At 33.6% G+C, this 25,701-nt stretch carries 25 protein-coding genes and 1 other annotated feature; of the genes, 8 read left to right on the top strand and 17 right to left on the bottom strand.

Annotation, left to right across the window (positions count from 1 at the left end):
• Positions 1 to 55: 55 nt before the first annotated feature.
• Positions 56 to 745: a Crp/Fnr family transcriptional regulator gene (locus EPK97_RS05025; protein ID WP_162035526.1), complete on the bottom strand. Its 690-nt coding sequence runs from the start codon at positions 743 to 745 to the stop codon at positions 56 to 58.
• Positions 738 to 974 carry a glutaredoxin family protein gene (locus EPK97_RS05020; RefSeq protein ID WP_162035525.1) on the bottom strand — a complete coding sequence of 79 codons (237 nt, stop codon included), beginning with the start codon at positions 972 to 974 and terminating at the stop codon, positions 738 to 740. The genes EPK97_RS05025 and EPK97_RS05020 overlap by 8 nt, the downstream gene beginning before the upstream one ends.
• Before the next feature lie 236 nt (positions 975 to 1,210).
• On the opposite strand from EPK97_RS05020, the gene map reads away from it, so the two are divergent.
• Positions 1,211 to 1,957, top strand: coding sequence for a type I methionyl aminopeptidase (gene map, locus EPK97_RS05015; protein ID WP_162035524.1), 747 nt, complete (start codon positions 1,211 to 1,213; stop codon positions 1,955 to 1,957).
• Positions 1,958 to 2,064: 107 nt separating this feature from the next.
• Here the strand turns inward: map and arsC are convergent, their stop codons facing one another.
• From arsC to EPK97_RS05000, 3 genes are all read right to left on the bottom strand, one after another.
• Entirely contained in the window at positions 2,065 to 2,490 is a 426-nt protein-coding gene (gene arsC, locus EPK97_RS05010) for an arsenate reductase (thioredoxin) (RefSeq protein ID WP_162035523.1), read from the bottom strand.
• A gap of 108 nt (positions 2,491 to 2,598) precedes the next feature.
• Positions 2,599 to 4,308, bottom strand: a complete 1,710-nt coding sequence (gene argS / locus EPK97_RS05005) for an arginine--tRNA ligase (protein WP_162035522.1) — start codon at positions 4,306 to 4,308, stop codon at positions 2,599 to 2,601.
• Between the two features lie 340 nt (positions 4,309 to 4,648).
• Positions 4,649 to 4,875: a binding site (T-box leader), on the bottom strand.
• A 61-nt stretch (positions 4,876 to 4,936) separates the two neighbouring features.
• On the bottom strand, positions 4,937 to 5,344 hold the full coding sequence (locus EPK97_RS05000; protein WP_162035521.1) for a gamma-glutamylcyclotransferase family protein: 408 nt from the start codon (positions 5,342 to 5,344) through the stop codon (positions 4,937 to 4,939).
• A 394-nt stretch (positions 5,345 to 5,738) separates the two neighbouring features.
• Here EPK97_RS05000 and EPK97_RS04995 point away from each other — a divergent pair, with 394 nt between their 5' ends.
• The 3 genes from EPK97_RS04995 to EPK97_RS04985 all read left to right on the top strand — a co-directional run bounded on the left by EPK97_RS04995 (position 5,739) and on the right by EPK97_RS04985 (position 9,136).
• A complete protein-coding gene (locus tag EPK97_RS04995; protein WP_240903703.1) occupies positions 5,739 to 6,965 on the top strand; it encodes an MDR family MFS transporter in 1,227 nt (408 codons plus the stop codon).
• 170 nt (positions 6,966 to 7,135) lie between these two features.
• Positions 7,136 to 8,491 carry a sensor histidine kinase gene (locus tag EPK97_RS04990; RefSeq protein WP_162035519.1) on the top strand — a complete coding sequence of 452 codons (1,356 nt, stop codon included), beginning with the start codon at positions 7,136 to 7,138 and terminating at the stop codon, positions 8,489 to 8,491.
• Between the two features lie 21 nt (positions 8,492 to 8,512).
• Entirely contained in the window at positions 8,513 to 9,136 is a 624-nt protein-coding gene (locus EPK97_RS04985) for a response regulator transcription factor (RefSeq protein WP_162035518.1), read from the top strand.
• 153 nt (positions 9,137 to 9,289) lie between these two features.
• Here EPK97_RS04985 and EPK97_RS04980 read toward each other — a convergent pair whose 3' ends face one another.
• From EPK97_RS04980 to EPK97_RS04945, 8 genes are all read right to left on the bottom strand, one after another.
• On the bottom strand, positions 9,290 to 10,264 hold the full coding sequence (locus tag EPK97_RS04980; RefSeq protein ID WP_162035517.1) for an NAD(P)-dependent alcohol dehydrogenase: 975 nt from the start codon (positions 10,262 to 10,264) through the stop codon (positions 9,290 to 9,292).
• 248 nt (positions 10,265 to 10,512) lie between these two features.
• On the bottom strand, positions 10,513 to 11,493 hold the full coding sequence (locus EPK97_RS04975; RefSeq protein WP_162035516.1) for an NAD(P)-dependent alcohol dehydrogenase: 981 nt from the start codon (positions 11,491 to 11,493) through the stop codon (positions 10,513 to 10,515).
• A gap of 76 nt (positions 11,494 to 11,569) precedes the next feature.
• On the bottom strand, positions 11,570 to 11,797 hold the full coding sequence (locus EPK97_RS04970; protein WP_162035515.1) for a helix-turn-helix transcriptional regulator: 228 nt from the start codon (positions 11,795 to 11,797) through the stop codon (positions 11,570 to 11,572).
• A gap of 2 nt (positions 11,798 to 11,799) precedes the next feature.
• Positions 11,800 to 12,246 (bottom strand): hypothetical protein, encoded by a 447-nt coding sequence (locus EPK97_RS04965; RefSeq protein ID WP_162035514.1) that lies wholly within the window; start codon positions 12,244 to 12,246, stop codon positions 11,800 to 11,802.
• Positions 12,247 to 12,430: 184 nt separating this feature from the next.
• Entirely contained in the window at positions 12,431 to 14,716 is a 2,286-nt protein-coding gene (locus tag EPK97_RS04960; protein WP_162035513.1) for a carbohydrate-binding protein, read from the bottom strand.
• A 258-nt stretch (positions 14,717 to 14,974) separates the two neighbouring features.
• Positions 14,975 to 15,442, bottom strand: coding sequence for a GNAT family N-acetyltransferase (locus EPK97_RS04955; protein ID WP_240903702.1), 468 nt, complete (start codon positions 15,440 to 15,442; stop codon positions 14,975 to 14,977).
• 87 nt (positions 15,443 to 15,529) lie between these two features.
• A complete protein-coding gene (locus EPK97_RS04950) occupies positions 15,530 to 16,012 on the bottom strand; it encodes a GNAT family N-acetyltransferase (RefSeq protein ID WP_162035512.1) in 483 nt (160 codons plus the stop codon).
• 24 nt (positions 16,013 to 16,036) lie between these two features.
• Positions 16,037 to 16,636, bottom strand: a complete 600-nt coding sequence (locus EPK97_RS04945; protein ID WP_162035511.1) for a dienelactone hydrolase family protein — start codon at positions 16,634 to 16,636, stop codon at positions 16,037 to 16,039.
• A 92-nt stretch (positions 16,637 to 16,728) separates the two neighbouring features.
• On the opposite strand from EPK97_RS04945, the gene EPK97_RS04940 reads away from it, so the two are divergent.
• Both EPK97_RS04940 and EPK97_RS04935 read left to right on the top strand, forming a co-directional pair.
• Positions 16,729 to 17,130, top strand: coding sequence for a thiol-disulfide oxidoreductase DCC family protein (locus EPK97_RS04940; RefSeq protein WP_162035510.1), 402 nt, complete (start codon positions 16,729 to 16,731; stop codon positions 17,128 to 17,130).
• Between the two features lie 20 nt (positions 17,131 to 17,150).
• The gene (locus EPK97_RS04935) at positions 17,151 to 18,065 is read left to right on the top strand and encodes a TIGR01777 family oxidoreductase (RefSeq protein ID WP_162035509.1); all 915 of its coding nucleotides are present in this window, start codon (positions 17,151 to 17,153) and stop codon (positions 18,063 to 18,065) included.
• A 75-nt stretch (positions 18,066 to 18,140) separates the two neighbouring features.
• Here the strand turns inward: EPK97_RS04935 and EPK97_RS04930 are convergent, their stop codons facing one another.
• Positions 18,141 to 19,235: an NADH:flavin oxidoreductase gene (locus EPK97_RS04930; RefSeq protein ID WP_162035508.1), complete on the bottom strand. Its 1,095-nt coding sequence runs from the start codon at positions 19,233 to 19,235 to the stop codon at positions 18,141 to 18,143.
• Positions 19,236 to 19,481: 246 nt separating this feature from the next.
• Here EPK97_RS04930 and EPK97_RS04925 point away from each other — a divergent pair, with 246 nt between their 5' ends.
• Positions 19,482 to 21,458: a beta/alpha barrel domain-containing protein gene (locus EPK97_RS04925; RefSeq protein ID WP_162035507.1), complete on the top strand. Its 1,977-nt coding sequence runs from the start codon at positions 19,482 to 19,484 to the stop codon at positions 21,456 to 21,458.
• 82 nt (positions 21,459 to 21,540) lie between these two features.
• Here the strand turns inward: EPK97_RS04925 and EPK97_RS04920 are convergent, their stop codons facing one another.
• The 3 genes from EPK97_RS04920 to EPK97_RS04910 form a co-directional block, all read right to left on the bottom strand.
• Positions 21,541 to 22,242 (bottom strand): pirin family protein, encoded by a 702-nt coding sequence (locus EPK97_RS04920; RefSeq protein WP_162035506.1) that lies wholly within the window; start codon positions 22,240 to 22,242, stop codon positions 21,541 to 21,543.
• Entirely contained in the window at positions 22,235 to 22,678 is a 444-nt protein-coding gene (locus EPK97_RS04915) for a DoxX family protein (protein ID WP_240903701.1), read from the bottom strand. Before EPK97_RS04915 ends, EPK97_RS04920 begins: the two co-directional genes overlap by 8 nt.
• A gap of 156 nt (positions 22,679 to 22,834) precedes the next feature.
• Complete coding sequence (locus EPK97_RS04910; protein ID WP_162035505.1) at positions 22,835 to 23,275, bottom strand: MarR family winged helix-turn-helix transcriptional regulator; 441 nt, start codon at positions 23,273 to 23,275, stop codon at positions 22,835 to 22,837.
• A 505-nt stretch (positions 23,276 to 23,780) separates the two neighbouring features.
• Here EPK97_RS04910 and EPK97_RS04905 point away from each other — a divergent pair.
• On the top strand, positions 23,781 to 25,661 hold the full coding sequence (locus tag EPK97_RS04905; RefSeq protein ID WP_420826774.1) for a bifunctional metallophosphatase/5'-nucleotidase: 1,881 nt from the start codon (positions 23,781 to 23,783) through the stop codon (positions 25,659 to 25,661).
• Positions 25,662 to 25,701: the final 40 nt, after the last annotated feature.

Here is a 25,701-nt window from a genome sequence, read left to right as displayed (position 1 = left end):
TCATATTATATTTTGATTTTCACTTATATTCTGTAAGATGTTTTACATTTGTGAACTATCCACCGCTTAATTCTAAATGTTCTTTTGCTAATTCTATTTTAAGATGAATAGATTTTCTTCCTGTACGTATGATTTCTTCTTTCACTAAATCCTTTAATAATACACTGACGGATTCTCTCGTTGCCCCAATCATGTTTGCTAACTCTTGATGTGTCAAAGGCAGATCAATCTTATAATAATCTCCATCTTTAATGCCAAACTGCTCTGAAAGTTTAAGCAATAAATGTAAAATACGTGTGCGAATATCTCCAAAAGCGAGTTTTTCCAGCATTGCATCTCGATCTCTTAAACGATCACTTAAAGCTTTTAAAAATCTTAAAGCCAATTTTGGATGTTTCTCAATAAATTTTTCGAAATGAGTTTTACTTAAAGAACATAATAATGTATCCTCTATTGTTTCAATAAAAACATCCTTTGTACCAAATGAAAAAGAATCAATTTCTCCAAATACATTTCCTTTACCTAAAATACCTAAAGTAAACTGTTTTCCTTCTGCATTAATTTTATAGAGTCTTAATTTGCCTTCCTTAAGAAAATACATACCTTCACGATATTTCTCAGGTGTTTGTATAATTGTATTTTTTTTAATGGTGGACATCGGAGCCATTTTATCAAGCTCCATCAAATCTTCCATCGGTAGTTCATCAAAAACACTTATTTGAGATAAATACGATAACTTATCCATCTTTTCCCTCCAAAATCGTTTCAAACTTATTCGGATCAAACGTGTATATAACTTTTTCATCCCATACGATTAAAGGCGTGGCAATTCCCCCTAATCGGAGCACCTCATCAAATCGGTCTTGGTCGTGTGTTACGTTAATCAATTCATACTTTATTTTCTTTTTATTAAAAAAGTCGATCACTTCTTCACAGGCAATGCAATGATCACTGATATATAGCTGTATGTTCAACTTTAACACCACCCTTTATATTTATTAAACATACCATATTTTATATTCAGCTCAAAAATAAGTTCTAATTTAAATATAAAATAGATAACCATTTAAATAAGTTAAGTATTTCACATTAGAGAAAATGTCCTCTTTAACCCATTTCTCCCTTATTAAGTCTACTTACAATAAAATACAAGATTGATCACTCAGTGAATTACATTGATCAAAAATCAAATGTGAAAGGAGTTTTAAAAATGATAAGACTAAAAAATAAAGATGAAATCTCCTTGATGAGAGAATCAGGAATATTATTAGCGGAGTGTCATCAACAAGTTAGTAAATTAATTAAACCAGGTATTTCAACTATAGAAATAGATACATTTGTTGAAAAATACTTGCAAGATCATGGAGCCACACCAGAGCAAAAAGGTTTTCAAGGTTATCCATTTGCTACTTGTGGTTCAGTAAATGATGTCATTTGTCATGGTTTCCCTAATGAAACTCCCCTTAAAGAAGGAGATATTGTAACGATTGATTTTGTTGTTAATTTAAATGGTTGGTTAGCTGATTCAGCCTGGAGTTATTCGGTAGGCAACATTTCTGAAGATGCACAAAAATTGTTAGATACAACTTTAGAAGCACTTCATGTAGGAATAAAACAAGCCCAAGTCGGAAATCGTGTTGGGGACATATCTCACGCTATTCAAACATTCTCTGAATTAAAAAAATATAGTGTTGTGAAAGAGTTTGCAGGTCATGGGATTGGTAAAAAAATGCATGAAGATCCATTCATCCCACATTTTGGACCTTCAGATCAAGGAGCTTATCTAGAGGAAGGAATGGTAATAACTATTGAGCCCATGTTAAATATAGGAGCTCCATATTGTAAATTAGATGATGATGGTTGGACGGCACGTACACTAGACGGCTCGTTATCGACACAGTATGAACATACCTTAGCGATAACAAAAAATGGCCCTTTCATTTTAACGGAATTATAAGATTATAATTACTATACTCCAAAACATAAAAAATAGAGGAAGATGTACCATACATGGATCAGAATCTACATCTTTTTCCTCTATTTATTTACCGATTTTTCAATCTTTTAATTTCCTGATTCCACAAATGTTGCAATTCTATCTTTAATGGAATCTCTCACTTCTCTAAACCGCATCATAATTTCATCTTCAGTTCCTGTTGCTTTTGCTGGATCTTCAAATCCCCAGTGCCATTTGACCACATTTTTATTTGAAATGACAGGGCAATGTTCATCTGCATGTCCGCACAATGTGATGACATAATCTGCTTTATTTAAAATTTCAGGATCAATGACATCAGAACTATTGTTGCTAATGTCAACGCCTGCATCTTTCATAACTTGAACAGCACGCGGATTCAGACCATGTGCTTCTAAACCAGCACTTTTCACTTCATACTTTTCACTTCCAAGAGCTCTTAAAAATCCATCAGCCATCTGACTTCTACATGAATTGCCTGTACATAAAAAATATACTAATTTTCTTTCAGTCATCGTTGAACTCCTTTGATTTGTTGTATTTGTTAATTTATTTTAAATTATAAATGTTATCACAATGTTAAAACACAGCCTTTTGTGTAAATTCATCAATGTTTTCATCATTTATATTTTTGAAGGTGATTTGAGACCTAAACATTGTAAAACCTGTTTTAGGATTTTCCCTGTTGCATACGTCAGCACCAATTTGGATTTTTTCTCGTTCATATCATCAACATTTATTCGTACATTATTATAATAGCGATTAAATTTTTTGGCAACTTCTAAAGCGTAACGTGCAACAACAGAAGGTTCGTTTTTAAATAACGCTAGTTCTATGATCTGTTGAAAATTCATCAACTCCTTAGATAAAGTCCAAGAAGAAGGATCATTCAAATATTTCCCGTCAACCGGATTCAAATGATCGTTTATCCAAGATTCTTTCCACTCTCCCTTTTCAAGTAAACTTTGGATACGAGCATAAGTACATTGAACATACGCTCCTGTCTCCCCCTCAAAGTTTAAAGCATCTTCGAGTGAAAAGTCCACTTCCTGTATACGATTATTTTTCAAATCATTAAATATAACTGATCCAATTCCAATGGCTTCAGCAACTTCATCCTTGTTAAACAAATCAGGATTTTTTTGATTAATAATCTCTTTCGCTTTTGAAACAGCTTCTTCTAATACTTTTTCTAAAAAGATAACCTTACCGCGACGTGTAGACATCTTTTTACCTTCAAATTTCATTAAACCAAAAGAAATATGCTCACAATCATTGGACCAACCTTTACCGATTTTATCAAGCACTGCAAAAACCTGCTTAAAGTGCAATTGCTGTTCCGCTCCAACTACATATAAGATTTTACTTCCTTTCATTTGTTCATGGCGATAAATGGCTGTTGCCAAATCTCTAGTAGGATAAATGGTAGTTCCATCTGATTTTAATATTAAACAAGGAGGCATATCTAATTCATCTAAACGAACAACCATGGCCCCTTCACTTTTTTCAAGTAGACCTTTTTCTTTAAGCTCTATTACAACAGGTTCCATTTTGTCATTATAAAAACTTTCTCCTAAATAATGATCAAAGTCTACACCTAGTTTTTCATACATTAGTTTAAACTCTTTAAGACTTAATTCAATAAAATAATTCCAAAGTTTTATTGCTTCCTCATCACCCTCTTCCAGCTTCTTAAACCATATACGTGCTTCTTTTTCAAGTTCAGGATCTTGTTCTGCTTCCTCATGAAATTTCACGTATAACTGAAGGCATTCATGGATCGCGTTATCTTTCATTTTTTGTTGATCTCCCCAACGTTTATAAGCTGTGATTTGTTTACCAAACTGGGTTCCCCAGTCACCCAAATGATTCACTCTTACAGCATCATACCCTGCAACTTTATATATGTGATACAAAGCATTTCCAATCATAGTGGAACGAAGGTGTCCAATTCCAAAAGGTTTGGCAATGTTAGGTGAAGACATGTCAATTATAATACGCTCATTTTTGCCAATATCCATCTTTGTAAAATCTTCTTGTAAAATAGAATTCAATAATTTTTCTGACCATACATTGTTTTCAAAGAAAAAATTAATGTATGCTCCTTGAGAGTGTATGTTGATATTTTCAAGTTTTAGATCATTTTTTAATTGTTCTACCAATTCTGCAGCTATAATTGTTGGATTTTTTTTGTACTTTTTAGCTAATATAAAACAAGGGAAAGCAATATCTCCTAGTTCTGCATTTGGTGGAACTTCAAGCAATTGTTCAATTTCTTCTGTGCTTAGTAATATAACATCCTTTAATATGTTAGCAATGGTCTCTTTTAGCATCTTTCTCACTCCTTGATTTTGATATTTTTATATGTGTGGTGAACGTATTAATGTTTACATCTAAAATCGTCCACTTCCTTGTGGACAACGATGCACCAAAACATCCTGTTTTGGCAGTTCGTCCAAATAAGATTGGTCGGCTAAATTCACAACACGTCCTTGTGGTGAACGCCTGCATCAGTTCGTCCAACTAAGGTTCCTCTACTAAGACCAGCCACGTCCATGTGGCCAACGTAGACATCAATTCATCCTTAATAGGTACGCTGGCTAAGTTCTCAACACGTCCTTGTGGTGAACGCCTGCATCAGTTCGTCCACGAACTGAAAAACTCCCGTCTCAATATAGAGACGAGAGTTTTATATTCCCGTGGTACCACTCTTCGTGCATGAAAATCATACCATCATTCATGCCACTTAAATACGATATCGGAGCTACCGGATCTTCCTACTTTTAAGTTCAAAAGATCATCTCATGGGTCCGCTTCTTCATGTTCTCCGTACCGACTTCCACCAATCTCGGCTCGCTTTGACTCTCAAACATGAGTACTCTCCCAATCACTGATTATGATGATAAAATTATATTATGAACATTTTAAATGAAACGGTTTTGAATGTAAAGAGGGGATTGTTTAAAAATCAACCATGCTGTGTTTAATCCAATCCCCATCCTCAACTTTAATTAGATCTTCAACACTTTGATTCCAAATATATACCCATGCTTCTACTTTTTCATTTAAATCTGTGCTCACTATTTTAGATTTTCTTAGATACATGCTTTTTTCAGGTTTTCCCTCCATATACTCTTCAAAAATATCCAAGCTTTTTAATACTGCCCTATACTTTTGATGCTTTATATACATTAACTCTCCTACAATTTCACCTTCCCCTTCAATCACAGCAGGGTATTTAGCAACCACATGCATCTTTCCTTGTATTGTTCCACTTACCTCTTTTTCCGTATTCCCTTTTAAAAAATGTTCGTATGCACCGTACATAGCTTTTTTCATTAATGAGCCATACACAAAAATAGGTTTCATTTAAAATTCTCCTCCTAAAAATTAATTCCCAATTGAAAAAATATTGTTTATCCATCAGTTATGTACTTTTTAACTCAGTCTAAAGTTGTAGGATTAGTTAAATCTATGAGCCGATGTTATAACGGCATACATTAGATAAAATTTTAAAATAAACATTGTAATAGAGAAATTACCAAAAAATAATGACTACATTAAAAAAGTGTGGTTTTATTTGTTAACATCCAGTATAATATAAACAACCCACTTAATGAAACTGAGTTTCAAACAGTGAAACAGATGGCGTTGGGATATAAAATATGAACATTTTCCCACTGTTCAATAAGAACATTTGTTTGATTAAATGATCGGATTCATGTATAATTTTTCAATATCAAAAACGGAAGAAGGGGTCTACATGTTACAAAGACTTAGATCAATTAACCCTGTAAGTAAAAGTATTATATTTGGAACTCTTTTCACTCGTGCAGCTACCTTTATGACCATGCCTTTTCTTGCTATTTATTTATCGGTGGTTCATGGAATAAGCCCTGTAATGATAGGAGTGATCTTAGGAGTTAGTGCATTTACGAGAATTCCTGGTAGTTTTATAGGTGGAAATCTATCGGATCGATACGGACGAGAAAATGTAATGCTCATTTCAATTTTTGTATGGGCTTTTGTTTTTTTAGGTTTTGCTTTAGCCACTCATGTCTTTATGTTTTTTATTTTAAACGCACTTAATGGATTATGCAGTTCCTTTTTTGAACCCTCCTCAAGAGCATTATTATCTGATGTGACAAAACAGAAAAATAAACTACTCGTTTTTAATTTAAGATATGCAGCGATTAACGTTGGTGCTGCAGTAGGACCACTAGTTGGATTTTTAATAGGGAGCTCTAAATCCACCATAACTTTTGTCATCACTGCGATCGTATATTTGTTGTATGCAATCTCCTTATTATATATTTTACCAAAACATAGGGACTCAAATAAAAAAATAGAAACAAAAGAAAAAATAACAATGATGAAAGCTTTGAGTGCATTGCGACAAGACTTAGTTTTTCTAGTAGCAGTTATTGCCTTCATATTTGGGGTAATCGGTTATTCTCAATTTGGTTCTACAATGCCACAATTTTTTAAAAATGCTACTTATTTTGAAAATGGAGTTGCCTTATATACTTCTCTCATTATTTTAAACGCGATTACGGTACTCGTTGTCCAGTATCCTGTGACTCGTATTGGCAAAAGGTTCTCGCCAATTATTTCAATCATGTTAGGCACACTTACAACCTCTATCGGATTATTTGGAGTTGGTCTATTTGAATCTATCTATTTAATCGGACTATCTATGATCATCTTTACGATTGGTGAAGTCATGATGTTTACGATGTATGACCTGTTTGTTGATCAGATTGCTGATCCTTCAATGAAGGGAACTTATTTTGGAGCGATGGGATTCACCTCACTGGGTGGTTCTGTAGGACCTTTAATAGGTGGGGTATTATTAGGTGCATTTGGTTTTGGGGCACCTGTCATTGTTTTTGGTATCTTAGCCTTAATTAGTGCAATTGGATTTCCCCTCTTCATATATGTGAATGTACTAATGAAAAAAACAAAACGAAATTTAGATTATTCATTGTAAAACAACTTTCACACTACTCGAAGTATTATATATTGATCTAAGGAATAGGTTCTGGCTTCGGCCACCTATTCCCTTCTAAATTAGTCGGCACTTTATTCTACAAAAATAAGATCCTCAAAAACGTGTTATGATAATTAGAGAATATTACTCACTAACCAAGGGTGATTTGAATGTTTTTTTATTTTATCGTATTATTTATCATTGCTTTATTTTTAGTCGTAATCAACCCAAAAAATGAGTCCAATCGATGGGCATCAGCCTTTTTGTTATTTGCAAGTTTAGGTGGCTTAGCGGATACGATAAGAGCTTTGATTTTGCCCTCACTCTTAAGAGAAAATTTTTCAAACCTATATTATTTATTTAATACAATTCAACATATATTAGATTTTATCAATCAAACATTAACACCATATGGAGTACTTATTTTTGCAATAGTCTATTCAGAGTTTTTCAATAAAAAATGGCGTTCTTTATTAAAAATAGTTCTTTTACTTCCCGTTATAATCATGTTATTTACTACAACATACTTCCCTATATTGAAATTAAATTATTTATTATTACTGTACTGGGTTGCACCTTATTATATCCTTTCATGTTTTCTATTAACCTTCACATTTGTAACTGAAAAACATCCTTTAAAAAGGAAAAATAAACTCATTACCTTTTTCATCATAGTACCTACAATTTTATCTATTCTTTTCTTTATAAACATTATGAGGGTATATGATCCTAATTTTTATTTTTTTCCTTACGTTAGTGTTTTTATTATATTTTCATTAGTCACTGCTCTTTTTTTCAGCTTTCGTTATGGGGTGTTAGGTATGAAAGTGAACATTGAGAAAGATCACTTAAATACAACAATAAAATCAGTAAGTTCTGGTACAGCTATTTTAAACCATACGTTAAAAAATGAAATTGGAAAAATCACATTAACTACAGAAAACTTAAAAAAGTCATTGGAAGTAACCAACCAAGATATTGATGTATATTTCAATATTATTAATAGAGCTTCAAACCATATGCAGGAAATGGTTGACCGCATCCAAGATCAAATGAAGGACATACAATTTAAAGAAACAACAAATGGGCTTGACGAATTAATCGTAGAGTGCTTAGAGAACTTAAAGTCAGATTTAGAGAAAAAAAAGATCCAAATAAATTTATCACTTATCGAAAATATCAATCTATTTTGTGATCGAACACATATCCAAGAAGTATTTAACAATATCTTGAAAAATGCCATAGAATCCATGCCTATAGGTGGGTCATTATCTGTCGTCACCTACAAAACCCGAAAACACATTGTTGTATCCATAAAGGATAACGGTAAAGGTATTTCTAGTAAAAATTTAAAATATGTATTAGATCCGTTTTTCACGACAAAAAATAAAAAACAAAATTATGGGTTAGGGTTATCCTACTGTTATAATGTCATGCAGCAATGTGGTGGTTCAATTGAACTGTATAGTGAAGAAAATATGGGAACAGAAGTTAAGTTGTTCTTTCCAAATAAAATGATGGTTTGAAAATGAGAATGGAGTTTGGATATGAATAAAAAAATTAAAATATTGCTAGTTGAAGACGATTTAGATTGGCTGCAAATGATTACCGAATTTTTAAATCACGAACATGATATTCAAGTGATTGGTAAAGCCACAACTCACGAAGCAGCATTAGAGCTCGTATCTAATACTGAATTTGATGTTGTTTTATTAGATATTAACTTAACTGAAAATCAACTAGATGGGATTTATACAGCTGTTGAGATCTCTGAGTCAAATCCCGAAGCTAAAATCATCATGCTTACCTCTTTAAATGACGAGGAAATTATAAAAAAAGCATTTACAGCAGGAGCAATTAATTATGTAGCTAAACCCGACTTTCATCAACTCCCACATGTCATACGTTTTGCCTTTTCTCATTCACATCCGATGGAAGTATTCAAAGAAGAGTTCCATCGTTTAAAAAGAGAAGAACAACTTCAAAAACTAACACCTGCCGAAAAAGAAGTGTTCCAACATATCGAAAAAGGCATGACACAAACGGAAATCGGAAGAAAATTATATAAATCAGAAAGTACATTAAAAAACCAAGTGAATAAAATTTTAAAAAAGCTAGGTGTAAAAAGCAGTAAGGAAGCCGTAAAAAAAGTGAAAAGAAAGGGATTATAACTTTACTCACTTTTAACTACTATCATAAATAAAGCACTTTAATACTCCCCTCTATAGAAGGGAGTATTTTAAGATTGTTGAGAAACTACAACTTCTGCAAGCAAAGCTGCTTCAACTGAGTTCACTCACATTACCTTGGGTGTGAAGTGATCACTAACTACCTGTCAAAGTTATAATTACACTTCCTTTTTTGTGTCCTTTTTCGACATACCTGTGAGCCTCTTCAATTTGTTCGAATGGGTAACGTCTATCAATGACCGATCTAATCGCTCCAGCCTCTATAAGCTCTTTGAGGAATTTTAGATCTTCAGTTTTTTCACTTGATGGCCTCAAACCTGTGAACGAAATAATTGCTTTTTTACTGCCGATCTTTGAAGTCCATAACATTGGAAGAATAATTGACAGCGTAAGAACAGTTGAAAGATAAACCCCACTTTGCTTTAGCGATCTTTTACATCGTGAAAATGAACTCTTGCCTACCGTGTCAAAAATAATATCGTAGGTTTGACCGGTTTTGGTAAAATCCTCTTTCGTGTAATCAATGACCTTATCTGCCCCTAGAGATTTAACTAATTCTAAATTTGTGGTACTGCATACCCCGGTCACTTCTGCCCCATAATACTTGGCTAACTGTATCGCAGAAGTACCTATTGATCCAGAAGCACCATTGATAAGAACTTTTTGTCCGCTCTGAATGTTTGCCGTATCTCTAAGAAAAGGTAATGCAGTTAATGCCCCATCACAGACTGCGGCCGCATCCTCGTAGGTTATATTAATCGGTTTTATTGCCAGTTCTCCTTCCTCAGGCAAACATATATACTCGGCATTAGCACCAAACATGGTAGATGCAATAACTTGGTCACCTTTCTTAAATGATTTTACATCTTTGCCTACTTCTTGAATTTCTCCCGATAATAAAAATCCCGGTATAGTATTTTTGGGTCTTGTGAGACCAGTGAAAAATCTTGAAATAAATGGTTCACCCTTTCGAAAGGCGCAGTCCACTGGCGATACTATTGTCTCATATACTTTTATCATTACTTCATTGTCCTTGGGAGTAGGTTTTACTACCTCCTTGAGCTGAAGAACATCGGGTGATCCGTATTTTGTACATGTGATTGCTTTCATAGGTATTCCTCCTCGAATAATATTTTTAGAAGTCAAATTTAAGTTTTTTTCCTCAAAAAAATAACTTCCTTAAAGGGAATTGATCCCGTGTTTGAACCTTAAGCGGCTAATGTAAAAATTGATATAGGATATTTAAAAGAATTTCAATAAATAGATTGGATAAGAAGATGAGGATACTTGATATATTTATTAGGATGGAAGACATGTAGAAATCAAAAAAATAAATAAAACATGGTGAGTGCAGTACTTTATGTTTGGTTTTTATGTTCCAAAGTTATCACTACATTTCCCTTCTTATGTCTTTTTTCTACATACCTATGAGCTTCGACCATTTGTTCCAAAGGATAACGTCTATCTATGACCGATTTTATCGTTCCCGCCTCAACAAGCTCTTTGAGGTAATTTAAATCTTTTTGCGACCACGAAAAACTTGTGGCCGCAAACATTGCTTTTTTGCTGCCGATCTTTGATGTCCATAACATTTGAAGCATTATTGCCAGCGTAGGGACAGTTGATAGATAGATTCCTCTTTGCTTTAGCAAGCTTTTACAATGTAAAAATGAACTCTTACCTACCACATCAAAAATAATGTCATAGGTCTGGCCGGTTTTGGTAAAATCCTCTTTCGTGTAATCAATTACGTTATCGGCTCCCAAAGATTTGACTAATTCTAAATTCGTAGTGCTGCATATCCCGGTTACTTCTGCACCATAATACTTGGCAAGCTGCACCGCAAAAGTACCTATCCCTCCAGAAGCGCCAATGATAAGGATTTTTTGTCCACTCTGGATATTTGCCTTATCTCTAAGGAAAGTCAATGCTGTTAATGCTCCATAAGGGACGGCAGCGGCTTCCCCATAGGTCATATTTGCCGGTTTTATTGCCACCACCCCTTCTTCAGGAAGACATTTGTACTCAGCATGAGCGCCTAAACCAGTACCGGTAGATCCAAAAACCTGGTCACCTTTTTTGAGTAATTTCACATTTTTGCCTACCGCTTCAATTTCCCCGGCTGGGTAAGCCCCAAGCATGGTGTTTTTGGGTCTTATGACGCCATTAAAAAGTCTGATAATAAATGGGGTACCCTTTCGTGTGACGCAGTCAGTTGGTGTTACAATTGTCTCATATATCCTTACTAGTACTTCATTGTCCTTGGGAGTAGGTTTTGCTATCTCTTTTACTTCAAGGACATTCGGTAAACCGTATTTATGATATACAACAGCCTTCATTTTGTATCCTTCCTTTCTGCTGATTTAACGCTTATGCTTAAAAATGCACCGCTGTTAACCCTTAACTATGACAGCTTTATTTAGTTTCATCTTCTAAAGAGAAAGAGAATACTTCTTCCAACGGTGAGTTAAAAACGTGAGCAATTCGAAAAGCCAATTCAAGAGAAGGGGAATACTTTTCCTTTTCGATCGCTACGATTGTTTGTCTTGTCACACCCACTTTTTCAGCCAATTGTTTTTGGGTCATTTCATCATGGTAAAAACGTAATTTGCGAATATTGTTGCTAATAAGACATTTGTCCATCTTTAAAATCCTCTCCGATAAAAGTAGAGCTTTGAAATACTATCCATCATCGATGCCGCAGATCCAGAGATAAATAATATGGAGAACATCACATTCGGTGACATATCAAAGACCAGAGATCCCATTGCAAGCAAAAACCCAGCTACAAATACATAATAAGAGTTTCTTGTTGCTTTCAATTCAATTAATTTATCTCGTTCATCCGAAATTGAAGGTATTTCTTCTTTGGTTGCTATTGTATTGATAATCCCGAATATAATATGCAAGATGATATTGGACACAATTGTCACGATAATTAAGAGAAAGAAGACGGATCCCCAAAAATTAAAGACATTTGCCGAATCTAAGCTCCCTTCCTGGTAATTTTGTAATACATAAATGAAAAAACCTGAAGAAATCAGTATGGTGCTAATTAAAGATACGATATTGTTTTTTTCTTCGTAGGACATATTTTCCTCCTTTTGTCTGTTTATATTTACTTTTAGTAAAATTTTATATACATATAGTAATATAAACTATTCATTATATCAAATATATTTTACATTTATCAGGAAAATAATTCCTGGGGTTCCTCACAAAAAAATACTCCCCTCTTAAATTAAGAAGGAAGTATTATTTGGGTTTTTATTATACTTATCTATATTCCTGAATCAACTCGAAGTCATCAAATATCGCCCAACTATTTCCTGGGGAATTAGACCAAATTCCAATTTCTAATTGTCCTTCGGTTACTTGAATGTTTTCAATAAGATATTGAGTCCACGTACTTTCAGGTTCAGAACCTATAACCGTTTGTAATTCTTCCCCACCATATCCTTTAGCAAATAAATGAAGTTCGTTTTGACCTCCACCTGATCTCACCCAAACCGATGCTTTATAAGTGCCATTTGGTACGTCCAAGATTTGGCTCGTTAATTGCTGATAATCTGAAGAGGACCAGTGTACTAATTTATAATTTCCGTTTAGTGGATCATCATTATCTATACTTTGAGCTAACTGTTGATTGTCAGGGTGCCATTCATTCCAGTTGGATAAATCACCTGTTTCAAATCCACTGTCATTGATTAAATTTTGTTGAGTGAATGGTTGGAACTGAATCCAATCTACATTCCCGATTCCATTACCACCTTTAAATATAACATATAAATCATTAATTCCTTTTGCACTAAAGACATCAGCTTTTACGACATCATAAGTTTGCCATCCTCCTGTATTATTCACATTTACTTCACCAATTAAGGTTCCGGATAAACTACCAATTCTTAATTCTAGTGTTCCACCTTCAGATGCCGAACCTACTCTAGTATCAATGTTTACTGCTCCATTTCCAAAATCCACATTTTCAAACATGATATAATCTCCATTATCCGTCCAACCCACATTAACAACGTCACCATTTGTTTCCGTTTCAATTCCACTCATTGCATTAAAATCTTCTGCTTCAATTTTATCAAAGGCATTGATACCATTTGTATCAAAGTTTCCTTCCCAGACAAATGTGGCAACTGCCCCAACAGGGAGCGTATACTCAAAACCGTCACTACCAGATTTTACTTTAAACGTTTGTTCATGTTCAGAATTATTATGTGCAAGTAATACTTTTGATCCATCGGGATTTTTAAAGGCCACTGTCTCTATTCTTTCATCATAATTGGAATCAATCCTTACTGCACCTGGATCTACAAATTTACTAACATGACCTAGAACATAATACTCAACATTTTTTGTGATTTCTCCAGAATTTGAATCTATTGTGACGACGCCACGACAATCTGTACAACCGCCATTAATGGGTCCAAAGTTTTCATCTAAAGCTAAATTCCATAACAGAACGGATTTTGACCAATTTCGTATAGACCCAATCACTACATTGGACATATTCCATTTCATATTCACATCAAAATCAGTATCCCACTCACCACCAGAACATTCAGTAAACCATATTCCTTTATCTGGGTGAGCATTGTGTACTTCTGATTGCTTATCCGGTGTTCCTCCATAACAATGAAATGCACTTCCATCTACATAAGTCTTCGCAACTGGATCTTCTAGTACCTGAATTGGATACTCAAATTCATTCCAGTTGTGATCCCAGCTTAATATTTTTGTATCCAAACTTTGTGCTTCAAATGTTGGACCTAGATTGTTTTTAATAAAATTGGTTTGCTCTTCAGCACTCATATACATACTTGGATACCCACTAGTTTCATGATGCGGTTCATTTTGAACTGTTATCGCGTAAATTGGTAGTCCTTCATTCTCATAACTTTGTACATATTTCGCTAAATATTCAGCATAAACTTGGTAGTAATCTGGGTTTAAAGTACCTCCGTTTAACTCCTCATTATTTTTCATCCAAGCAGGTGCACTCCATGGAGTCCCTAAGATTTTTACATCTGTATTGATCCCTTTAATGTCCTTCAACACAGGAATCACATTGACTTGTTCTTGAGAGATCGAAAATTGCTCCAAGCTTAAATCCGTTTGACCTTGTGGTAAATCATCATAAGTATAAGAAGATAATGAAAAATCTGAAGCCCCGATCGTATGACGAACAAAACTGAAATTCACTCCATCTTTTCCGAATAAATCGTTTAAAAGCTCAGATTGTTGAGCTGAATCTAATTGATTAATTAAGTAAGCAGCTGAACCAGAAACTGCTGCTCCAAAACCATCTATTTCTTGATACTGTATATTTTCATCAACTTGAATAGTAATTGGGTTAAAGGTTGTATCTGTTTCAAAAAAAATATCTACTTGCTGTTCTAGTAGTTTTTGCTCATCTACGGTTGTCATCCATACTTGTACACTATTATTGTTAGCGCTTGCAAAACCAAAATTCATAGTGCTAAAAGTTAGCATCAAAACTAGTGATAGCATCATGAATAAATGTAAACTTCTCCTCTTAAATTTGATCATGTTAGTCCTCTCCCTTTTTCATAGTAACTGTTCAGCTTGTCTAATGTTATCGTTTAAAAGAGTAAATATAGAACATAGTAACACTTGTTGGTATCGTTTTCAATGTAAACATTTGCATATTCCAAAAAAGCAGCCAACAAAGTCATGTTAGCTGCTTAAATTTAATTATTAAAAACTTTAAGAAATCACTCATACATCGCAACGTTTTGAGCTGTTACTGTTTGCATAATAAAGACCAAGTTTATCTTCTAATTTTACTTACAGTTTTTTAGACATGCTAATAGCCGTAGGTTCATAATTCATTTTTTTATAAAGGTGTATTGCACGTTCGTTATGCGCAAATACATGGAGAGAAATCTTTTCAATTCCTTTTTCTCTTACCAACTTGTCCAATGCTGTGAGTGATTCTATTCCATATCCCTTTCCTCTTTGTTCTTCATATATGTAAAATTCGTAAATAAAAGCTTCTTTTTGTAACTTTGAATCATCAAAAAAATACCATAACCATCCTATCGTCAGCTCTTCATTTACAATAGAAAGTAAAAAATGTTGTTTCGTATGCCTTCCTTGAGGTAATGACCGCTCAAAATCTTCCTTTGATTTCTCTAATGCTTCCTCCTCTAACCATGTACCTGCTTCTACTTTGTCTTCTGCATAGTCAATTATTATGTTTGAAGTAAACTTTTTATAAATCTCTTCAGACATTGGCTTTAACATGATGGCCATTTAACATTCTCCCTTTTTCAACATCAAAATATTTGTTAAAGCTAGTTTCGATGTTATAATGATTTGAGTAATAATCTACGAATCCTTCTATAGAATAGTAGTTTCTAGTACTTTTGACATGCTAATATCTGTAGCTTCGAAACCCATCTTTTCATATAGTTGCTTTGCACGTTTATTATGAGCAAAAACATGAAGTGAGATCTTTTTTATTCCCTTATCTCTTGCTAGCATATCTAATGCTGAAAGTGATGATTTTCCAAAACCTCTCCCTTGATGTTCTTCATATATATAAAAATCATAGATAAAAGCTTCTTTTTGTAACTTTGAATCATCAAAAAAATACCATAACCATCCTATCGTTTGCCCTTCATTTACGATAGAGAGTAAATAATGTAAATTTGTATTTAATCCTTGAGGCAATAAATGCTCATAAGTCTCTTTTGATTTATTCAATGCATCCTCTTGTAGCCATGTACCCGCTTTAACTTTTTGATTAGCAAAATGATTTATACTATGTGAAGTAAATTTTTCATAGTGAACTGCTGTCATAGGTATTAATTCAAAAGTCATTTTAATTCTCCTTTTTAAATAAATTCAAACCCTTAAAAAATTAACCATTTGATGAAATGAACGTTTATAAGCTTCTTTGTTATAATATTTTGAGTATGGGTCTGCGAAACCATGATTCGCTTTATAAGTATGTACTTCATTGTGTTCACTTTGTTTTTGAGTAAGCTTATTGTAAAGATCATCTACAAGAAATGATTTTTCTTTTTCAGGTAAAAATAACAAGGTTGGTATTTGTGGTTTTATGTTCAAATTTTCTCTGATGCGAGAGCCGTAATAACAAACTACCCTATCACACAGGTGACTTTCACTACATAACCATGCAATTGTTGCCCCCACACTATATCCAACTAATGACATTTTACCATATTTTTCTGAATACTCACTGATTAACTTTTTCACTTTAGCAGTACTTTTTTCAAAACCAACATTCATTTTAAAGTTTTGATAGGCTTCATGTTCTTCATCATAGTTATAAACTTTTTCATGGTTGAGCAGGTTGGGAATAATGACATCAATTCCTAACTCTTCTATCAAATCTGCTGTATCAATCATATGTTTATTTATTCCGTATATTTCATGAAGTAAAATAACGACTTCATTTGAATTTGAAAAACGAGTATACATGTGAAAGTCTCCTATTCCAAAGTACTATAAAATTTAGAACTAACGAAAATCTATACGTCAAGGTATACTTAAACAGTAAGGAGCTAATTACAATGAATAAACCATCTATTTTACTCTTTGACGGTGTCTGCAATTTATGTAATGGTGTTGTTCAATTTATTCTCTCAAGAGATTTAAAAGGAAACATCAAATTTGCTTCATTACAATCCGGTACTGGACAAAAGTTCCTTAAGCAGTATAACTTAAACACAAAAGAAATCAGTACGATTGTCCTTATTCAAGGGGACAGAGCTTATACTAAATCAACTGCAGCACTTCGTTTATGTTTATTATTAAAAAACTTATGGCCTGTACTCTATGCTTTCATCATTATACCAAAATCGATAAGGGATGTTGTTTATGATTGGATTGCAAAAAATAGATATCGGTGGTTTGGCAAAAGTGAGCAATGTATGATTCCAAGTAAGGAACATAGAGAAAAATTTCTAGACTAGTTGCATAAGGGGTGAGATTGATGAGTCGTAAAATAATAATGCCTGGTGGCTCTGGATTTTTAGGTACTTCACTAGCTAACTATTTAGTTAAACTAGGTTATGAAGTTGTTATTTTAACTAGACAGCCTTCATCAACTAAAAATCATATTAGATATGTTCATTGGGATGGTCAAACTCTAGGAGATTGGCAAAAAGAAATAGAAGGAAGTTACGCAATTATCAATTTCACTGGGAAAAGTGTGAACTGTATTTACACTAAAAAAAATAAAGAAAATATATTATCTTCTCGAATTAATTCTGTAAAAATACTACATGAAAGCATAAAAAACTGCAGTAATCCACCCGAAGTATTCATTCAAGCTGCTTCTTTAGCCATTTATGGAGATACAATAGACGAATGTGATGAAAACGGAGCTCATGGTACTGGATTTTCAGTTGAGGTTTGTGAGAAATGGGAAGAAGTTTTTTTTGAATTTAATCATGAAAAAACTCGTCAATTATGTTTACGCATTGGATTCGCCCTTGGAAAAGAAGGTGGTGCATTAGAACCTCTTTTGAAATTAGCAAAATTAAACCTTGGTGGAACCATAGGTACTGGTAAACAATATATAAGCTGGATTCATATTGATGATTTAAATGAAATGTTCTTACATGCTATTGATAATAATCAATATTCTGGAGTATACAATGCTACTGGACCCAATCCTGTTACAAACAAAAGTTTTATGGAAACCGTTAGAAAAGTTCTTGGAAAAGGATGGAGTCCAAATGTTCCAACTCCTATTGTGAAATTCGGCTCATTTTTTGTGATGAAAACAGCTCCAGAACTTGCACTAACTGGTCGTAAATGTGTTCCTAAGCGTTTCTTGAATAACGGATTTTCTTTTAAATATGAAAATTTAGAAAAAGCTTTACATGAAATTATCCATGAATAGCAAAACCTAAAATGAAAAGAGCTTACCAAAACCTCATTGATAAGCTCTATGTCATCTTTCTTACACTTTAATGTTTCACTTCATCATGTTCACTTCATGATCTTTAATTGTCATATCAGGCATTGCATTTTGCTCTGTTACCACCATGAATTTTTCTGGATCAAAAGGTATCAATTCTTCATTTCTTTTTACTTTTAATGGTAAATCAGGATTTGCGAGCGCCATTTTTCCAATGGTAATGAAATCAGCTTCACCTTTTTGAATCATTTCTTCAGCTTGATCTATCTCTTGCATATTTCCATTTGCAACTACTGTTAAATTTCCAAATTTTTTCGCCGCTGCTGCTAAGGATAATGTATTTTCACCAAAAGCAGGTTTCCATGCATCATAAGCTGTTGTATGAATGAAATCAGCCCCTGCTTCTTTCAAGCTGCTAAAAATCACTTCTGCGTCTTTTTCACCATTAGCCCATTGATGAGAAAATTGATCCATCAAGTTATTTTGAGAAATACGAATCCCTACAGTAAAATCATTAGCAACACTTTCTCGTACTGCCTCAATAATCTCAGTTAAGTACTTTACACGCTTCTGGGTATCCCCCCCATATTCATCTGTTCTTAAGTTTGCATAGTCAAGTAAAAACTCATCTAAGAGATATCCATTTGCTCCATGAATTTCAACACCGTCAAAACCAGCTACCTCTGCACGTTTTGCCGCTTCAACAAAGTATTTCTTGATTTCTAGTAAATCTTGTTTTGTTGCTTCCTTTGGTGTAGTTTCAATATTTTTAGGTTTTACCTCAGAAGGAGCAATCGTTTCTTTTATAAAAGGATTTCCTACTGCTTGTGCTCCAGCATGCATCAACTGAACAATAATTTTTGATCCTTTAGCATGAACCGTATCGACTAGCTTTTTCCATGCGTTTAGTTGTTCACCCGTTGTAATCCCAGGTTGATTAAAGTAACCTTGGCTGTATTCACGATCTGTATAAGTTCCTTCAACAATAATAAATCCAAACTTTCCTTCAGCATAACGAGAATAATAATTTTCCATTCTATCTGTAACTAATCCTTCATCAGTTGCACTTGTTCTTGTCATAGGTGCAACACCAAATCGATTTGATACTTCTATTTTACCTAATATTCCTTTATTAAATAAAGATTCATTCATTTAAGCTTTACCTCCGAAAAATGTAATTTTTTTTATTTCAGTTTATAGTTACCATTTTATTACTAATACTAACTATTGTCAACCAACTTTCTTTTTGATATTAATTAAACTTTTACTAAAATCATATTATTTTGTCCACCTTCAACTCGTTAAGTACTATGAAATTTAGAACTAATCAAAAACAAATAAACCATTTATAATGAAGTCAAAATCTATTCAATAGTGAAGGGGAAAGGATGAAACATCATGCCAGATTGGTCATATCAAACTATTTTCAAACCCCTCTTATTTCAGCTTTCACCCGAAGATTCTAGAAACATTACTTTAAAATCCATGAATAAATTAGCTACAATCCCTTTTGGAATAGGTGGTAAAATCATCGAATTTATGGGCCACATGACCCCTTCCATTTCATTAAGAAGAGATCTTCTCGGTTCATCCATTTCATCCCCAATTGGTCTTAGTGGAAGACTAGACCCAGAATTGATTGGGACTGAAGCATTATCAAACTTGGGTTTTGGCTATATAGAGTTGGGACCAGTTACTTTACAGTCTGAATCAACCTATGATGGAATGACTCGTGATCGAAAAAAAGAATCCATTAAATACTCTTCCATGTATGAAAATATAGGACTATCAAAATCTCTCTCTCGCTTAAACAATATGCAGCCTTTAAAAACCCCTTTTGGAGTCCGTATTTCACATGCTAAAGATGTTTCAATTGAGGAAGCAATCACTGAATTATCCGCATTAGTAAATTCATTGTCCTCATTTGCCGCATATTTTGTTATAGATCTAAGAGAGAATTTACGAAATGAGTTCTATGCTTCCTTGAACGAGATCAATAAGTTTAAAGAAATATTAAGTCAAACGAATTCTCCAATTCTTTTACCTGTGGATCCACAAATGAGTACACATACCTTAATATCTTTAATAAACAATGCCATTCATGTGGGTATTCAAGGCTTCATTGTAGATGAGGCTGTCTCCTTAGGGGATGGGAAATATAAAGTTGATAAAGAAGTTAAGGACACTAACATAGAGATGGTAAAGTTTCTGCATGCCAACACACCTCCAAATTTTAAAATTATAGCCTCTGGGGGAATTTATGAACCGATTGATGCACTCGAGTTTCTTTATGCTGGAGCAGATTTTTTACAAATTCAAAGCGGATTGGTTTTTTCAGGTCCAGGATTACCTAAAAGGATCAATGAAGCGATTGTATATGATAATCAGAATCAAAATCATGATGATCAACCTATTCAAAATGAATACCCTAAAAATCAAATACATTCATCAAAAAATGTAAGTTGGGTCGGATTTTCGTTATTTTCCCTTGGTATATTATTGGGTGGGATCATTGCACTTTATCTTGGTTTAACGCAGGTTGTCCTATCCTATGATGAACAATTTTTAGGCATGTCTAAAGAGCAACTAACACTTCTATTTAGTGAAAGACTCATTTTTTTTATGGCACATGATCGGATTACTTTAGCAGGTACAATGATATCATCAAGTATTTTATATGGAGGTTTGAGCTTCTATTTAATTAAAAATGGTGTTCACTGGGCTAGGAAGGCGATTATTACAGCAGGCATGTTCGGATTTTTAAGTTTTTTTCTTTTCTTAGGTTATGGATACTTTGATAAACTTCATGCTCTTTTTTGGTTGATTTTACTTCCTTTCTATTTATTAGGTCTAAAAGATAAAAATAAAATCACAAATGTTGATGCTTGCTCTAATCTTACAAATTCACGAGCTTGGAAAAAAAACCAATGGGGACAACTCCTATTTATTTCTTTAAGTGTTGCTTTTATTATTGCAGGCATTTCGATTTCTATGATTGGTATGACATCTGTATTCGTGAAAGAAGATTTAAAATACTTATGTTTACCTCCAGAATTATTAAATCAAGTAAATGATAAAATCATTCCATTAATTGCACATGATCGAGCAGGTTTTGGAGGGGCGTTGTTAACTGAAGGTATTTTATTATTGATGATTTCTTTGTGGGGATTTAAACAAGGTGCCAAGTGGTTATGGGTGATGTTACTCATAGCGGGAATACCTGGGTTTACGTTAGCTATTGGGACACACTTTATGATTGGATATGTGGATGTTGTCCATCTTACCCCTGCTTTTGTTGCTCTTATTATGTACGTGGGAGGGTTATATTTTACTTATTCTTATCTAATACTTAATAAGGGAGAGCATATAGAGTAAATATTAACTTAATTTTCATTGGAAATCGGATTAAGTTTAAAAGGACAGCAATACAATCTGCTGTCCTTCATTATTTTTCAAATCACACTAAATCAATCAACAAGAACCGTGCGTTTGAATCAGCTTGAATCGTAGTCGTTGTCTCATCTGTCAAACGAGCTGAATCACGTTTGGATAATTTAATGTCCCCATTCAATGTCACATCGCCTTCAATGACAAACAAAAACATTTTTCTTCCAGCTTCCTGTGTATGTGTTAATTCCTTACCATTTTCTAAGTCAGACATATAAATTGTTACATCTTGATTAATGTAAGCTACGTTCTCTGAAGCTTGATTGGAAACTACAGGCAACAAGTTGTTTTCCATTTTTGAAGGTTCATAAGTTGTTTTTTCGTATTCCGGTGTTACACCTTTTTTATCTGGTAAAAACCATAACTGAAAGAAATTCACTTCTTTTGTTGAAGAAGGATTGAATTCGGAGTGATAAATCCCTGTTCCCGCACTCATTCTTTGAATGCCTCCAAAAGTAGTGACAGCTGAATTCCCTTCACTGTCTGCATGTTTTAACTCACCATCTAATACGATCGAAACGATTTCCATTTCTTCATGAGGGTGTTTCCCAAAACCTTGAGATGGCTGTACAAAATCGTCATTAAATACTCTTAAAGAACCAAATTGTACATTTTCTGGATCATAAAAATCTGCAAACGAAAAACTAAAGTTTGATTGTAACCAACCATGATCTCGTGAGAATCTAGATTCCTTAGGATAAACTTTAATCATTAGATATCACACCCTCTGCATTTTTTTTGAAAAAGTGATGGTCAAGAGAATATTTCCCTGAACCAATGAATGCTATACCAATTACAGTTGCAATAAGAACTAATGGATATTCCATACCACCTTGATCTGCCCATAATCCAGCAGGAGCATGTAATTTAACGATGGCTCCTAACATTATAACTGAAATCATTGCTGAAGCGATAGGCGTTACAAGACCTAATACTAAGAGAATTCCACCAACAAGTTCACCAGCTCCTGCAACAAATGCCATTAAAGTTCCTGGCGTTAAACCGATGGATTCAAAAAATCCTCCAGTTCCTTGTAAACCATAACCACCAAACAAACCAAATAATTTTTGTGAACCGTGACCTATGAATAAAAGACCTACTACTAAACGAATAATTAATAAACCAATTCCCATTCTATTTTCTCGCATTTTAATATTCTCCCTTCAGATTTATCTCGAATTCGAGATATTTATTTAATAAAAGGTAAGTATAACTTTCCATCCTCATATTGCCTTAAGTCTCCGCAAAGTAATTAGGATTTACTACAAAGCTAATCTTCACTTTTGTGGTTAATTGTAAAAAATTTATTTTATGTGTTTTGCATAAATACCTAATTTTTTCAGCAAAAAAATAGCTTCGTTTTTTTCCTCATCTGATAGTCCATTGACGATTTCATCAATTTTTCTTTCATGTTTTGGAAAGATCTCATCAAAGAGTTTCTTCCCTTTTTCCGTTATAATCGCATAAATAATTCTTCTATCATTTGGACTTGGGTTTCTTGTTAAATAGCCTTTTTCCTCTAATTTATCAACGACATAAGTTATACTTCCACTTGCGATTAAGATTTTCTCCCCAATTTTTTGTAAAGGCTGTTCCCCTTTGTGATACAAAAGATCTAGAACAGCAAACTCAGTTGTGTTTAATCCATAACTCTGAATGTCCTGATGCGCTAAATCACTTATTGTTCTAGTCGCACGGGATAATACAATAAATAGTTTTAAAGACAAATTACGATCATGTTCCATTCAAACATCAGACCTTTCAATTATCTCGAATTCAAGATAATTATACATAAAAATGTCTTATTAATCAAACCTCCTTTAACTTTATTAAAAAAACAATTCAAGATACTTTTAAAATCAATTGGTACCTGGTTTCGCTCTTGAAAATAGAATACATCACAAACTTACTTTTGTCAACTTACTTACAAAAATAATTTATACTATCTACTCATATCTATCTGCATTCATCAAATGGTTACTTTCCGATGTAGAAGATAAGATATTATCATAGATGAAACATATGCAAATCTAGTTTCCAAAAGAACTTCTATTGCCATAATGAAAGCGATTTTAAGTTTCTTCCCATATTCCATTTTTTCCAATATTTTAGGTGTTTATTATTGTCCCCATTTAGCGTTATAATATTCATGGGAAGATGAAAAATCATTTTTTTTTATAGTATTTATAAGGGGTTAATTCGTGAATACAATTTTCCATAGCAATACAAATACATCTACTAAGAAGGAGAATGGAAATGTTTAAAAAAGTAGGAACTTTAGCTGTAACAGGTGCTGTATCCTTATCATTAATGATGGGAAATGTTAATGCAGAACCACTACAACCTATTCCTCATATGGACTGGATGAAGGACAAACAAATCATTCAAGGTTATGAAGATGGAAATGTAGGATTAAACAAAAAAGTATCACTTGCAGAAGCAGTGACTTTATTCTCAAGAATTCAAGGTGTTAATGATTTAGAAGCAGACCCAAAAATCAAACATTGGGCATCACCCGCTTTAAAATGGGCATTAGATGAAGGTATTGTTACAGATGTGAAAAATCCTAACAAAAAACTTAACAGTTCTGATCTTATCGCTATCGGAAATTCTGCTGGATTAGAGCTAGAATTAGAAGAAGGCAATACTGTGACTCGTGAAGTATTTTTTGATGCTTTAGGTGAAGCAGCAACAACACAAATAACTATTGGTCACACGAATGACGTTCATGGACATATTGAAGAAGACGATTATAACAAAGAATTTGGTTATGCAAAAATGGCTACTATTATTAATGAGTGGAAAGAAGAAAGTGAAAACTTCTTTTTAATTGATGCCGGAGATACATTCCAAGGTACAATCTTTGTTAACCAAACAGAAGGTGAATCTATCCTTCCAATTTTGAATCAATTAGATTATGAAACAATGGCAGCAGGAAATCATGAATTTGATTTTGGTTTTGAACAACTATTAAACTTAGCGGGACAATTAGAATATCCTGTTATTTCTTCAAATGTATTTACGGAGGATGGGTCTGAATTACTTGATCCTGTCCACTATGCTGAAATCGGTGGAAAGTCATTTGCATTTATAGGTTTTGTTACTGAAGATACACCAATTGTCACTCATCCAGATAATGTTGAAGGATTAACATTTAAATCACCTGTTGAAGTTGCAAAAGAAATGGTACCACAATTAAAAGAAGAAGTGGATCATGTTATTGCAGTATCTCATGTGGGTCTAGAAGTAGACAAACAAATTGCTGAAGCAGTAGACGGTATAGACCTAATCATTGGTGGGCATTCTCACACACCTCTTAAAACTCCTGAAGTTGTGAATGGCACATATATCGTGCAAGATTGGGAGTATGGAAAATCTTTAGGTAGAGCTGATTTATATTATTACAATGATGAACTTGTTGCTTTTAGCGGCGGGTTAAAAGAATATGATGAAACAGTTGAAGCAGATCCAGAAATTGCACAAATGGTTACAGAAATATCTGAGGAAATCAAAGAAATTATGAATGTTGTTATTACAAATTCAGAAGTAGATTTAGATGGAGATCGTGCTTTAGTAAGAGCTGGTGAAACAAACATCGGTAACTTAATCACAGATGTTTTAGTTGAAAAAACACAATCCATTGCTGGTTATGAAGCGGATGTTGCAATGATGAACGCTGGGGGAATTCGTACTCAGTTATCTGCAGGAGATATCACTAAATTAGATTTAAATACACTTCTTCCATTCCCTAATACGTTAGCTGTATTAGATGTTACAGGTGAAGAACTTGTTGCTGCTTTAGAACACGGTGTAAGTAAAGTTGAAGAACAAAGTGGACAATTCCCGCAAATCAGTGGTATGTCATTCACTTATGATTCAAGCAAACCTGCAGGTGAACGTGTAATAAATGTAAAAGTAGCAGGAGAAGATATTGATGTAACAAAAACGTACAAGCTTGCTACAAATGATTTTGTTGCCGTTGGTGGAGATGGATATGAAATGTTTAAAGACAATGATGCTTTTGATACAGGATTAACGATTTACTCAGTAGTTGAAGAATACTTTATGAATCAAGACAGCATCAATCCACAAGTTGAAGGACGCATTGTAGACACAAGCAAAACTGAATAATAACTTAAGGTATAACAGAATACAAAACCGGGTGAAGGGT

The organism is Chengkuizengella sediminis, assembly GCF_010078385.1.
GTDB lineage: Bacteria > Bacillota > Bacilli > Paenibacillales > KCTC-33759 > Chengkuizengella > Chengkuizengella sediminis.
This window is presented reverse-complemented; position numbering and strand designations above follow the sequence as displayed.

Coding starts and splice junctions, on each gene's coding strand:
- EPK97_RS05025 (WP_162035526.1), bottom strand. CDS start 745: ATGGATAAGTTATCGTATTTATCTCAAATAAGTGTTTTTGATGAACTA.
- map (WP_162035524.1), top strand. CDS start 1,211: ATGATAAGACTAAAAAATAAAGATGAAATCTCCTTGATGAGAGAATCA.
- arsC (WP_162035523.1), bottom strand. CDS start 2,490: ATGACTGAAAGAAAATTAGTATATTTTTTATGTACAGGCAATTCATGT.
- argS (WP_162035522.1), bottom strand. CDS start 4,308: ATGCTAAAAGAGACCATTGCTAACATATTAAAGGATGTTATATTACTA.
- EPK97_RS05000 (WP_162035521.1), bottom strand. CDS start 5,344: ATGAAACCTATTTTTGTGTATGGCTCATTAATGAAAAAAGCTATGTAC.
- EPK97_RS04995 (WP_240903703.1), top strand. CDS start 5,739: ATGTTACAAAGACTTAGATCAATTAACCCTGTAAGTAAAAGTATTATA.
- EPK97_RS04990 (WP_162035519.1), top strand. CDS start 7,136: ATGTTTTTTTATTTTATCGTATTATTTATCATTGCTTTATTTTTAGTC.
- EPK97_RS04985 (WP_162035518.1), top strand. CDS start 8,513: ATGAATAAAAAAATTAAAATATTGCTAGTTGAAGACGATTTAGATTGG.
- EPK97_RS04980 (WP_162035517.1), bottom strand. CDS start 10,264: ATGAAAGCAATCACATGTACAAAATACGGATCACCCGATGTTCTTCAG.
- EPK97_RS04975 (WP_162035516.1), bottom strand. CDS start 11,493: ATGAAGGCTGTTGTATATCATAAATACGGTTTACCGAATGTCCTTGAA.
- EPK97_RS04970 (WP_162035515.1), bottom strand. CDS start 11,797: ATGGACAAATGTCTTATTAGCAACAATATTCGCAAATTACGTTTTTAC.
- EPK97_RS04965 (WP_162035514.1), bottom strand. CDS start 12,246: ATGTCCTACGAAGAAAAAAACAATATCGTATCTTTAATTAGCACCATA.
- EPK97_RS04960 (WP_162035513.1), bottom strand. CDS start 14,716: ATGATCAAATTTAAGAGGAGAAGTTTACATTTATTCATGATGCTATCA.
- EPK97_RS04955 (WP_240903702.1), bottom strand. CDS start 15,442: ATGGCCATCATGTTAAAGCCAATGTCTGAAGAGATTTATAAAAAGTTT.
- EPK97_RS04950 (WP_162035512.1), bottom strand. CDS start 16,012: ATGACTTTTGAATTAATACCTATGACAGCAGTTCACTATGAAAAATTT.
- EPK97_RS04945 (WP_162035511.1), bottom strand. CDS start 16,636: ATGTATACTCGTTTTTCAAATTCAAATGAAGTCGTTATTTTACTTCAT.
- EPK97_RS04940 (WP_162035510.1), top strand. CDS start 16,729: ATGAATAAACCATCTATTTTACTCTTTGACGGTGTCTGCAATTTATGT.
- EPK97_RS04935 (WP_162035509.1), top strand. CDS start 17,151: ATGAGTCGTAAAATAATAATGCCTGGTGGCTCTGGATTTTTAGGTACT.
- EPK97_RS04930 (WP_162035508.1), bottom strand. CDS start 19,235: ATGAATGAATCTTTATTTAATAAAGGAATATTAGGTAAAATAGAAGTA.
- EPK97_RS04925 (WP_162035507.1), top strand. CDS start 19,482: ATGCCAGATTGGTCATATCAAACTATTTTCAAACCCCTCTTATTTCAG.
- EPK97_RS04920 (WP_162035506.1), bottom strand. CDS start 22,242: ATGATTAAAGTTTATCCTAAGGAATCTAGATTCTCACGAGATCATGGT.
- EPK97_RS04915 (WP_240903701.1), bottom strand. CDS start 22,678: ATGCGAGAAAATAGAATGGGAATTGGTTTATTAATTATTCGTTTAGTA.
- EPK97_RS04910 (WP_162035505.1), bottom strand. CDS start 23,275: ATGGAACATGATCGTAATTTGTCTTTAAAACTATTTATTGTATTATCC.
- EPK97_RS04905 (WP_420826774.1), top strand. CDS start 23,781: ATGGAAATGTTTAAAAAAGTAGGAACTTTAGCTGTAACAGGTGCTGTA.